The 11257-nt window shown below is 57.9% G+C and carries 7 protein-coding genes and 3 pseudogenes; 5 read left to right on the forward strand and 5 right to left on the reverse strand.

Going from position 1 to position 11257, the window contains the following annotated elements; translation table 11 throughout:
• Window positions 1–142: 142 nt before the first annotated feature.
• Window positions 143–619, reverse strand: a complete 477-nt coding sequence (locus QQL28_RS44610) for an Lrp/AsnC family transcriptional regulator (protein WP_284276149.1) — start codon at window positions 617–619, stop codon at window positions 143–145.
• Window positions 620–2461: 1842 nt separating this feature from the next.
• Entirely contained in the window at window positions 2462–2878 is a 417-nt protein-coding gene (locus QQL28_RS44615) for an SET domain-containing protein-lysine N-methyltransferase (RefSeq protein WP_284276150.1), read from the reverse strand.
• Between the two features lie 446 nt (window positions 2879–3324).
• Here QQL28_RS44615 and QQL28_RS44620 point away from each other — a divergent pair.
• Window positions 3325–4334 (forward strand): annotated as a pseudogene (locus tag QQL28_RS44620) (IS3 family transposase); the annotation flags it as partial.
• Here QQL28_RS44620 and QQL28_RS44625 read toward each other — a convergent pair.
• On the reverse strand, window positions 4334–5926 hold the full coding sequence (locus tag QQL28_RS44625) for a recombinase family protein (protein WP_284276151.1): 1593 nt from the start codon (window positions 5924–5926) through the stop codon (window positions 4334–4336). The pseudogene QQL28_RS44620 and the gene QQL28_RS44625 overlap by 1 nt on opposite strands.
• Window positions 5927–6156: 230 nt before the next feature.
• Here QQL28_RS44625 and QQL28_RS44630 point away from each other — a divergent pair, with 230 nt between their 5' ends.
• The 3 genes and pseudogenes from QQL28_RS44630 (at window position 6157) to QQL28_RS44640 (ending at window position 7241) form a co-directional block, all read left to right on the forward strand.
• Entirely contained in the window at window positions 6157–6444 is a 288-nt protein-coding gene (locus QQL28_RS44630) for a hypothetical protein (RefSeq protein WP_284276152.1), read from the forward strand.
• Between the two features lie 70 nt (window positions 6445–6514).
• Window positions 6515–6691: pseudogene (locus QQL28_RS44635) on the forward strand (IS3 family transposase); the annotation flags it as partial.
• A 397-nt stretch (window positions 6692–7088) separates the two neighbouring features.
• Window positions 7089–7241, forward strand: coding sequence for a hypothetical protein (locus QQL28_RS44640; protein WP_284276153.1), 153 nt, complete (start codon window positions 7089–7091; stop codon window positions 7239–7241).
• A 277-nt stretch (window positions 7242–7518) separates the two neighbouring features.
• Here QQL28_RS44640 and QQL28_RS44645 read toward each other — a convergent pair whose 3' ends face one another.
• Window positions 7519–8361, reverse strand: a complete 843-nt coding sequence (locus QQL28_RS44645; RefSeq protein ID WP_284276154.1) for a 2OG-Fe(II)-dependent halogenase WelO5 family protein — start codon at window positions 8359–8361, stop codon at window positions 7519–7521.
• Window positions 8362–8365: 4 nt separating this feature from the next.
• Window positions 8366–9610, reverse strand: a complete 1245-nt coding sequence (gene ectB / locus QQL28_RS44650) for a diaminobutyrate--2-oxoglutarate transaminase (RefSeq protein ID WP_284276155.1) — start codon at window positions 9608–9610, stop codon at window positions 8366–8368.
• A gap of 619 nt (window positions 9611–10229) precedes the next feature.
• Between ectB and QQL28_RS44655 the strand changes: the two are divergent.
• Window positions 10230–10769 (forward strand): annotated as a pseudogene (locus QQL28_RS44655) (peroxiredoxin); the annotation flags it as partial.
• Window positions 10770–11257 lie beyond the last annotated feature (488 nt).

The following is an 11257-nucleotide window of genomic DNA, read 5'->3' on the forward strand; positions in this document are numbered from 1 at the left end:
TTGCCTGGCTCAGAGAGCTCTTGCGCCTCTTCCTGTTCCAGCTATGGCGCATGCTCGCCTGTCCAGCCCCGCTCAATTCGGCTTCTTAACGGACGACTAGTTCCGCAACCGGCCGCACAGGAAACCCGACTGAGAAACTTGGTCAGGTCTCGGAAGAGGCCTCAACTGGAATGGCGAAGCCCACTTTTACGCGGTCCACTACCACCATCGTCTTGACCGCCTTGATGTTCGGGTTGGCGTAGAAGAATTTCCTAGTGAACTGCTCATAGTCTTCCATCGTGGGGGCTGTGACGTATAGGACGAAATCAGCGTCTCCGGTGACGTAGAATCCATTCACGACCTCGGCGGACGACCTTATAGCCTTCTTAAACCTATCAACGATGTCTGAACTTTCTCGCTCCAGAGTCACCAACACGAGCATCTGGATAGGTCTTCCCACCGCCTTCGGCGAAATGATCGAGATATCAGCTTCGATGATGCCTTCCGAACGTAGCCGCTTTAGTCTTCGTTGACATGCGGTAGCAGAAAGCCCAGCCATTTCGCCGATAACATCGGAAGTTAGTCGGTTGTTCTTTTGAACAATCTCGAGGATACGGGCGTCTATTCGGTCATATCTCATATTTAGTTGCCACTTAGGTGATTTCCGTCAACAAATGGAGCTCGCATGCTGAAAATCCTCCGAATAGGCAACGAATGCAACGATTTTCCGTAGCCATCATGCCCGCAGGTGCTTCAGCGAAGGAGACGCCGGCATCGCGTCGTTCCCAATTCCTCAGGATCTGGGAGATGTCGAGATGATGCCCCGGGGACTCAAGAAGGCAGGCGTCTCAAGCGACCGCAGCGCCGCTTCTGGCCGAAGGACGCCGTCCTGCAGACGCTAGTCAGCATCTGACTATTATGTGGCGGAGGAATCCAGTCGGGCTGGCTCTGGGTAGCGTTACGGCGCCTCCGCCGTCGCTCCACGCCAAGCGGCTGGAGCGCCGCCGCTTCCTCTGGCTATCCTCGGTTGATGCCGTGGTGACAATCACCACCGCCAGCTTGGCTAAAGGCGAGCGATCGGCGGACAGCAGTTGGAATCGATCACGCGATCGGCAGTTCGGACAGAGGGGCGTATTGTGATTCTCTGGTCGGCGCGATGGACGCCGATGATCCCCCAGGGATGTGGTTACGCTGAAAGCGATGCTGCGCTGCGAGCGAGCAGCCGGCGCACAGCCGTGTGAAAGCCGCGATCTCCTGTTCGCCGTCAAACGTGAGATCAACGGCCTTGCTGCGCAGGAGCGGTTGCGCGAACGGTCGACCCAATTCACCGCTTGAGGAACGGCGTCTAAGTTTCGTGATATGGGCTCCACCCGGTTTTCGATGCTGGGGCAGTATAATGCCCTCGCCTCGAACGCGTCGCCATCCGCGATGTCCATTTTATTGCCGATCTCCAAGTGCCAGGCGGCGACCGATCTTAGTGATGGAATCAACTTTTCGCGTCCACTTACGCCTTACGAACGGAGGATATTGACGCACGAAGCGTACCGACGGCGGCATGTCGGCGATGCGAGCAAAGACGGCAAGCTAGGCTTTGTGGTCTCGCTGTGAGCACCGTTGGACTGAGCGCGCCAATACGACGGCCCGCGCGGAACTGCGATCAACGCCGGCGAAAAGGTATGCCTTTCCTTTACAGCGCAGACATATGCACAGCGCTCGCTCCACCGCACCGTTCGTGAGGCATACGCCGCGTTAGCACAAACGGACCAAGACTGTCCAAGCGAAGCGTACGATCCGAAGGAGATGGTCACAGCAGGTCATGCCGATCGTTCACCGCCCACAACGAGGAGGTGAGACAACATTGTAAGGCGTCTAGGCTGCTCCCGCTGTGGCCCGGGCCGAACGACTTCCATTGCACCGATTTCCGTGAGGATGTCGCGCGGAATCTCTGTCGGTCAACCCGTCAGTCCGAACAGTCTAGACTCTGGCAGGTGTCCGCCCGCCGCATCGATGCGCCGCTCTGTCATCCGCGCCGTCGCCCACCACAGCTCCGGTCTAGACGAGGTGTTCTCTCTGGGCCCACAAGTGCTCCCGTGTGTCGCGCTTTCCGCTCGCCGTAAGCAGCTCGCCCTAAGCAGCTCGCCGTAAGCATGCGCCGGCGCTGGAGTCTTGGCGTTGTGCACGCGCTACCTGCAGAACGTATTTCATCGAATTTATATTGTCGACATGCTGGGCAATAGACGATCTTTTTCAACTCCATTTTCCATCTGCATCCCATGCAGAGTTACGCCCCCGCGTATGTAGCGCGTCGCCATTACCTTCCTAGCTCCTTCAAGGCATCATTGGTTTTCGAGCTTAAAGGCATTAGCCCTTGGAATGCAGCTGATTGACCTGTACGTCGAGCAGGCTGAAGCCCGTCTGGCTTGGCCGGTTGCCGCAATGCAGCCGTACGTCATTGTAGATCGCTCTAATCTACGATGTTTCCCTAGTCGAAGAATTTGACGCTGGGAGGATAATCGGACACATTGATATAGCGATGTGTTATTTCCTCATCAACGGCAATGTCCTTTAGCGCCACAATGCTCACCCACGTGCCGGACTCTTTATCGGCCCACACTCTTTCTGCATTTGGGTTCGAGGAGTGGTTCATTAGCGAACTCAAACCGAACACAACGTACCCCGTCAGAGGCTCCGTCTGATTCCTATCCTGCCGCACGAAGTAGTACTCCAATACTCCCGTACGATCTAACAGCTCGGCCGCAGCATGATCAAATCCCCACGTGGGAGCGCGATCGATCACATCTCCGGTTTTGAACGTAATGTTTGCAAATACGCCACGGCCTTTTCGTGGCACAGTTCTGACATACAGCGCGTTACTGCGATCAAAGACCTTTTCTTCCATTGAGTTTGCCTCACTACTTTTGAACATTGATCGTGCCCTTCGTTCCATTCCTCTCGGCAGCTGTATTCCAGCAACGGACCCGTGATATCGGACGAAACTTGTGTCTTCAGTAGACATTCTTTGTCGACCAATGCTTCACGTTCGAGAATGAAAATAGCTTCTTATCCAGCGTCGGGACACCCGCCCAAGAAGATAGCTAGCAATATGGGTGCACTTAGTGCCTACGAGGAATTAGGATAAGTCACCGGCACGATGCAGTTCGGGGCAAACACGGCGTGAGGTGAGCCGACAGCCCTTTCTGAATTGGGGTGATGTATGAAACCTCTCCTCAAAATGGGTGGACAACGCGGTTGACCTGCCACTGAGTATTTCCTCCAGAAGGAGTTAGAGTCCGGCCTTACGAAGGACGGACAGATGAAGCGAGAGCAAGGTTCACAGCAGAACAGATTATCGCGGTATTGAAGGAGCATGAGGCGGGTGCAAAGACGGCCGACCTGGCTCGCAAGCACGGGATCTCTGAGGCGACAATCTACAATTGGAAGGCCAAATTCGGCGGCATGGACGTTTCCGAGGCGAAGCGGCTGAGGGCCCTGGAGGAAGAGAACGCGAAGCTGAAGAAGCTCCTGGCCGAGCAGATGCTCGATGCGGCCGCCCTTCGCGAGCTGCTTTCAAAAAAATGGTAGGGCCCGCCGCCAAGCGCGCTGCGGTCGCGCATCTGCAGGCAGTCATGAGCCTGTCGGAACGGCGGGCCTGCTCGATCGTGGGCGCGGATCGGAAGATGATCCGCTATCGCTCCAGCCGTATCCCGGATGCGGCTCTCCGTGGCCGGCTGCGTGACCTCGCCAACGAGCGGCGACGTTTTGGCTACCGCCGGCTGTTCGTCCTGCTGCGGCGGGAGGGCGAGCCGTCGGGGATCAATCGGATCTACCGGCTTTATCGCGAGGAAGGGCTCACCGTCCGCAAGCGGCGGGCTCGCCGCAAGGCCGTGGGGACCCGTGCCCCGATCCTGGTGGAGGCCAAGCCCAACGCACGCTGGTCGCTGGACTTTGTCCACGACCAATTCGCCAATGGCCGACGTTTCCGCATCCTCAACATCGTCGACGACGTCACCAAGGAATGCCTGGGCGCCATTCCGGAGACGTCGATCTCGGGTCGGCGCGTGGCCCGCGAACTGACGGCAATCGTCGAGCGACGCGGCAAGCCAGGAATGATCGTGTCCGACCATGGCACCGAGTTCACCTGCAACGCCATGCTCGCCTGGTGCAAGGACGCAGCCATCGATTGGCACTTCATCGCACCGGGAAAGCCGATGCAGAACGGCTTCGTCGAGAGTTTCAACGGCCGGATGCGCGATGAGCTGCTCAACGAAACCCTGTTCTTCGATCTCGACGACGCCCGCGCCAAGATCGCTGCCTGGGTCGCCGACTACAATCCTGCATCACAACACCCATCTGTCTATGTGGTTGAAGCAAAGAGATTTTGCTGATCGGGATGCGATCCCGTGGGGTATTTTGGATTTTGGCGCGCGCGTTCTGTGATTGTTTGTGCGGCTGATGCCGAGAGATCGGAACGGGCAAAGATCCAAGGGCCTTCGGACAAGGGATGGATGGCGGCGATCTCGCCGGCCTCCGCCGCCAGTCTGAGGGTTTTGGGCGCGATCTTGAGAAGCCGCGCGGCTTTGCTGAGATTGAGCCACGGCTCGATCCCGTCATCAGCAGGTTTGAACACTGGAATGCGGTGATGCGAGCGCAACGATGTGACGCGCTCACGCGTCCAGCGGTTGCCGTGACCAGTGACAAGGCCATTCCTATTGAGTGTGCCGGCGATGAGATCGTCATTGGCGATCAGCACCAACTGGCGGACAGCCGTGATCACATCGGCTGAGGCGCTATTGCGTTGGCCGCGCCGACGCTTGGGCAAGCGGATCTGGCTATGTACGCCGCCGATCCAGTGGACAATCAACACGATCTCGCCTGCCTCCTGATCGATGTCGGCGACCACCTCCTGGATGAGGGTGCGCACAATGCGCTTCTTCAGGCGCGCGTCTGTCGTTGGGGCGGCCCAGACGGTCTTGAGGTCCGTCGCGAGTGCGGCAAGCGCTGTCGGGGCGATGGCTGGCATCGGCATGGCTGCGCCATGCGTCGCGATCTTGCTTTCGACCTCTGCCACACGCGCGAGCGCCTTGTTCCAGCGAGCCTCCAGTTCGCCAGCAACCAGCCTGTTGGCGGGATCAGCAGCGTCGTACTGACGGAAGGCGCGATCGGCCGCATAGTGCGCCGCTTCAAGATCGCGCAGAAGTGCCTCGCGTACCTGATCGCGCCGTTGACCGGCTTGCCTCTCGGCGGCGACCGCGGCAGTGATAGCGCCGGGCCCCACCACGCCGAGAAGCGCTTCCTCGATGGAATCGTCGACGCGCAGGCCGCCGAAGGCGATGCAGCGCGGCTCGCCATTGTCCATCCAGGCACGGCTGCAGCTATAACGCGGGATGCCATGCTTTGCGCCGGTATATCGAAGCGTCAGCTTGCGCCCGCAGCGCCGGCACCGGATCATGCCGGCCAGCAGCGCATTGCCATGTTTGGCGGCGCCATGATGACGGCTGGTGGGAATGTTGTTGCTGACCATCGTCCTGATCGCCTCGGCCTTCTCCCAACTGACGTAGCCCTCATGGGCATTTGGCATCAGCGCCAGCCAGTCACTGCGTGCTTTGCGACGAATCTTCACGCTGGCACCGTTGGCTCCATAGCCTACCGCAACCGCAGTCCTACCATAGGCATAGGCGCCGCCGTAGATGGGGTTCTCAATCATCCGGTGGATGGCGGCGTAGTTCGGCCGCCGCCAGGCCACATCGCCATTGTTCTGCTTCACCGGAAGTTCGAGATTATGCTCGTGGAACCAGAGCAAGGCTTGACGAGCGCTGCCCAGTTCCTGAACCTTGTCGAAGACCAGGGTAATGGCGTCTTGCACGCGGCGGTCTGGATCCTTCTCGTAGCGATCGCCGGCCTTCACAAAGCCTACCGGTGCCGCGACGACCAGTTCGTCGCGGGTCACCACCACGCCTTATGTCGATTCATCAGCGCTGTCGGTGCTAGCGGGCCTTCTGTCGGATGTGTTGAAGGCGGGCACCGCATCATCGAACGCCTTGCTTTCTGGCGCAATCATGACCTCTCGCGATCCGAATCGGGGAGAGGCCCATGTCAGGCAAGACCACGACAATGGCGCGCCGGCCGCCAGCGCAGCGGAGTCGGCACAGGCAGGATCAGCGGCGCCAGGCGCCGCAAATGGACCTGTTCGCAAGCGGCCAGTCCAGCGGTGTCATCGGAGCACCGGCTTGGCCGGAGCTGCCGGCAGAGGTGCAAGGCACGCTGACCAACCTGATGGCGCAGCTGATCCTGGAACACGCGGACAAGAGCAAGACGGCCGTGACGACCGAATCATCCGCGCAAGCCACGCGATCGAACATCCAGGCAGGAATCTCAAGCCACCGAGTCGCGTCGGAGCCGCTCAGCGTGCAGCGGAAAACAACATCATCCGACTTGGCGATCGCCTGGTGGACAAACACCGGCTGACCAAACCACGGATGCCACCGATACAAGAGCTCGCGAAAACCGGTCCCGTGGGTGTTATCAAGCTGGGTTGTACAATCTCCAGCGCCCCCACTCGTCGCTGAAATACCTGACCCCCGCGGCCTATGCCGCCCACCTCACCGCAACGGACGATCGGCTGCGCAACCCCGACCAGCTCCGCCGATCATCCGTTGCTCCACCCGCGCCACTTGGCGTACAAAACCCCGAGACTTTAACTGCCGCTGGATGAAAGTTCGGTGGCAGGTCACGGTAGACCCGGAGGTGTCGAATGAACGTCCGCGCCGCTCGTTTAACCGAGGAGTATAGGCTTCAGGCCCGTCGTGCGGCGGCTCGGTCAAATTGCTTGTCAAGGAACCGGTTACGGGATTCAGTGCTGCGCCATCGGCTGGAGAAGCTCAGGCGGAGCCGGCGCCAGCAACGCGGTCCGCCCAACGCAGCGCGCCCGTTCGGCACGTCACCCGCCGCCCTGGCATGATCTTGCGGATTGGTTCGAGGCTTGCGGTGTAACGAGTGCCGCGATGGAATCTACCGGGTTTATTGGATCCCGGTCTACGACTCGTATCTGCGCCAACGGGAGCGGCTGGTAGAACATGATGTCACCATATCAGTATATTCAGAAGGCCTTGATGGCGATGCACCAGCTGATCACCATCGTTACGCTGATGAAGTTCGCGGTCCCTCGATGCGAGCGCGCGCCAGCCGGAGGGCATCCGCTGAGGAAGAGCAGGATCAGCAAGACGACCATCGTCATGATCGCGAGTCTGCAGCTCCATCAGTAGCCTGCTATATCACCGGCACGACTATCCGAGCCATGGTTGCGCGAGCGGAATCGCGGTGTCTTGGCTCTATCGAGCGATGCGGTTCATTAATCGAAACAATCGACGCGGCACTCGTCGGCAACAATCGGGCAACACTGCCACGACCTCGCAACAGCGCGGGGTCCGCGCCACAACGCCATCCAATTTATGCCGGACCATCGCTAGCGAGAGCCTTCCGTCGGCGCAACGTCTGTCGATTGACTGCCAGCAGAGCTGTCAGTTACTGCGATGCCCGACTTCAAGTCCACCAGAGAACCAGATCCGGTCTCGCAAACCCGAGAAAGCAGTTCAGCAGAAGGCGAGGCTTCCCATTGCCTAATTGTCGGGTCACCCCATGAACGTAGCCGCCGTCGATGAGCGCGATATCTCCTGCTTTGAGCTGAAAATCGTGATAAGGAAGGGGCTCAAGATAAGCTGTCGAAAAGGGATAGCCTGTAGTCTCCAGGCCTTGCGATTCTCGGTCACTCTCTGTCGGTTTATGGCTCCAGATGCGCAGATTGCCACCTTCATCGGGCATGCTGGGGTAGAAGTTTAGCGCTACAACCGTGTTGTTCGCCACCGCCGGAATCTCGGCATCTTTTCCAGCACATAGAACTTGGGCGACGTCGTCGTGGGGCTCTAAGGAATACATCCCTGTGCCAGACCAGCAGATGGCACGACAAAGATTAGCTTGACCGTGCTCCGAACGAGCCGGCCGCAACTCAATTCCCTGTTTGTGAAGCTCGCGTTTCAGCGCGTCGAATAACGCGCGAACCGGATCAACCAGATCCGCAAAAAGGGCTTCCACGAAAGGACGCGCACTTTCCGCCTCGGCAAAATAGGTGGCTGCATTCCTCCTGTAGTGCGATGCGCCGACATATTGGCCGGGAACGCCATCTTTGCGCTCCTTGAGACCGGGGTTTCGATTAAAGTTCGTGGTAATCTCCTCGGCCAGCTCGGGACTGAATGCCTGTTTGATGTGCAGACCGGTGATCTCACCCTTGAGGACTGAGATGATCTCCCCAATGTTGATCGAACCGGTTCGTTCTTTAGTTGTGAGAAGCGAGATCGCTGGCACTTGAGACAGCTGGGCAGTTGCCATTGGCTTACTCCTGTATTGCCTGCTTGAGGATCGTGATGCCACGGTCGAGCTCGTCATCCGTGATTGTTATCGGCGGGAGGACTTTGATGACGTCTCGGTTTGGTCCCGAAGATTCGATCAGCAGTCCGTTTGCGAATGCGATATCGTGTGCGCGGTTGACAATCGCGTGTGAGCGACACTTGAGGCCAGCCATCAGACCGCGGCCTCGCTTTTCTTCGATGCAATCGGGGAATTTCGCGACGAGATCATCAAGGCGACTTTGCAATTTGACAGCTGTACGCTCGATGTCAGCAGTAAATTTGCTGTCTGACCACATTTTGCACATCGCGCCTGCAGTCACGAACGCGAGATTGTTACCTCTGAACGTCCCACTATGTTCTCCGGGCTTCCATACGTCTATGTCCGGGCGAATCAAAACGATCGAGAGCGGATTACCTGAACCGCTTAGGGACTTGGAAAGGCAGACGATGTCAGGTTCTATCTCCGCGAATTCAAATGAGAAGAAATCACCTGTTCGTCCGGCACCTGCCTGAATGTCATCCACGATGAAGACCGCCCCGTGATTACGGCATATCCGCTGAATTTCTTTGAGCCAAAGTGCCGAGGCCGTGTTCATGCCACCTTCTGCCTGGATGGTCTCCAGGATGATTGCCGCCGGCCTTTCTATGCCGCTCCCGGGGTCGCTTATGACGTAATCAATGTAACTCGCCGAATCGAAAGCTCCGTTCCCATAGCCGTCGTAGGGAACACGGATCACATCGTGGCGTGCGACGCCGCCCAACTCCCTGGTCGAAGCTGAACCCGACACGGCCAGGGAGCCAAGCGACATCCCGTGAAACGCGTTAGTAAAAGCCATGACACTCGAACGGCCGGTATATTTTCTAGCTAGCGCAAGCGCCGCTTCGTTAGCGCTTGTGCCAGTCGGCCCAGGAAACTGCATTTTGTAAGAAAGGCCTCTCGGCTTCAGGATCGTGTCAACAAACACCTCAATAAATTCACGTTTTGCCGCCGTGTGCATATCAAGCGACAAAAGAATGTTCCCGCCGGTGAGATAATCGATTGCTGGAGCAAGGATGTTCGGATTGTTGTGGCCGTAATTGAGCGCGCCGGAGCCCACTAGGAAATCAAGATAGGGCTTGCCAGCCTCATCCCAAATTGTCGCCCCAAGCGCCCTCGTAAAGACGGTGGGAAACGACCGCCCATAACGACGAACGTTAGACTCATGAAGAGAAAACACATCCGCATTCATCTCGGATCCTTCTGCATGCATTTTAAGAAATGGCCTGAACACCTTTTGTTGACGGTTCAGACTGTGGCGACAGAGCCATCATGTGTTGCATTAGGCCGCTGATCTCGGTAACCGCCGCCAATCTTTATCTGAGACACGCGAACAACGAACCTACTAAGCCTGATAGCCCTTCTTACATAGCTACCTCTACAATCTGCAATGTAGGGGCACGTCGTCGGTCTCGGAAAATAACACTCCTCCTCACTGAGCGAGCCGCGCGACACTGGCCTGAGATGCTACAGTTGCGCCGGATAGACTAAGAGTAGCACAATTTTGGAAGACGCTTCTCTCGCCATTTGCCTACCATCTCCTCTCGGAAAAAGGCGCTGGAGTATGGGCGCCACATGGCTGCTTTTGAGGAACGTCTCCTGACGTACCGCTACTGGCAAACTCAGCAATGTGGCTTGAGTGCAGTCGCGAGACAGGCCGTGCTCCCACGCTGCGTCCGGCTCTATTTGACCGGACCAATGGGTTCAGAGTCCTACATCGCAAGTGACCGAGACATGAATGTTCAGATACAGCTTGCTCGACAATCCTGGCAGATCGCTCTCCACGCGAAATAAGCTTGTGAGGACAGAACATGCTTGGAATTGGAAGTAAGTTACCGGCTTTCGAAGTGACCGGCGTGAAGCCCGGCTGTCACGCGCACGAGGAGGCAGGTCAGAGCGCGTTTGAGACGCTGACTGAGAAAAGCTTCTCGGGGAAATGGAAGATCATCTTCTTCTATCCGAAGGATTTTACCTTCGTTTGTCCCACGGAGATCGCCGAGTTTGCTCGCCTCTCCGAGGACTTTGCTGTGCGTGATGCGGTGGTGCTGGGCGGTTCGACCAACAACGACTTCTGTAAGCTCGCCTGGCGGCGCGAACACAAAGACCTTCATCATCTGCCGATATGGCAGTTCGCAGACACGAAGGGCGCCCTAGTCGACGGGCTTGGGGCTCGCGCGCCCGAGGGCATCGCCCATCGCTACCTTCATCGTCGCTCCCGACAACAGTATCCAGCACGTCTATGCGACCACCCTGAATGTTGGCCGCAGCCCGCGTAACAGCGCGTTTTGGATGCACTGCAGACCGACGAGCTCTGCCCGTGTAATCGCGAGCCTGGCGGCGAAACGCTGAAGATATCTGAGCCATACTTTCAATGGAACAGTTTGGAGGCTAGGCTGCGCTTCGCATCCGCAAACGTGCAGCCTGTACTTCGGTCGGCAAAGTTGTCTCCTAGACATCATAGTACGCATCCCGTCCGGTGAAGCTTTCAATTCCTCACAACTTTCCGACCATGGCGTCCAGCGCGATGTCGGTGAGGCGTGACAACCCGCGCCGCATGACGGTATTGCCGGCCGGTGGATCGCTGGCGCGGGCGAGATGACCGCCTAGCCGTGCGCTCTTGGTCCGACAGTGCGAGAGCGTTTCTGTTTGCCGCTTTTGATTTGTCGTTGACTAGGCGATCGAGCACGCCGATTTCAGTCGCGATCAACGCGAGGGTTGGCGGCACGTCGTACTCGTCCGAGTTTGCGGGTTTTTCCGGTCTGTCGCTGACTGTCGGTATGGATATCCTTACTGAGAGTCGTCAAGCGAGCCGCCTTGAAGTTGTGGAGACCGGTGGGCG

Origin of the sequence: Bradyrhizobium iriomotense (assembly GCF_030160715.1) — a bacterium.
GTDB classification, from domain to species: domain Bacteria; phylum Pseudomonadota; class Alphaproteobacteria; order Rhizobiales; family Xanthobacteraceae; genus Bradyrhizobium; species Bradyrhizobium iriomotense.

Coding starts and splice junctions, on each gene's coding strand:
- QQL28_RS44610 (WP_284276149.1), bottom strand. CDS start 619: ATGAGATATGACCGAATAGACGCCCGTATCCTCGAGATTGTTCAAAAG.
- QQL28_RS44615 (WP_284276150.1), bottom strand. CDS start 2,878: ATGGAAGAAAAGGTCTTTGATCGCAGTAACGCGCTGTATGTCAGAACT.
- QQL28_RS44630 (WP_284276152.1), top strand. CDS start 6,157: ATGGACCTGTTCGCAAGCGGCCAGTCCAGCGGTGTCATCGGAGCACCG.
- QQL28_RS44640 (WP_284276153.1), top strand. CDS start 7,089: ATGGCGATGCACCAGCTGATCACCATCGTTACGCTGATGAAGTTCGCG.
- QQL28_RS44645 (WP_284276154.1), bottom strand. CDS start 8,361: ATGGCAACTGCCCAGCTGTCTCAAGTGCCAGCGATCTCGCTTCTCACA.
- ectB (WP_284276155.1), bottom strand. CDS start 9,610: ATGAATGCGGATGTGTTTTCTCTTCATGAGTCTAACGTTCGTCGTTAT.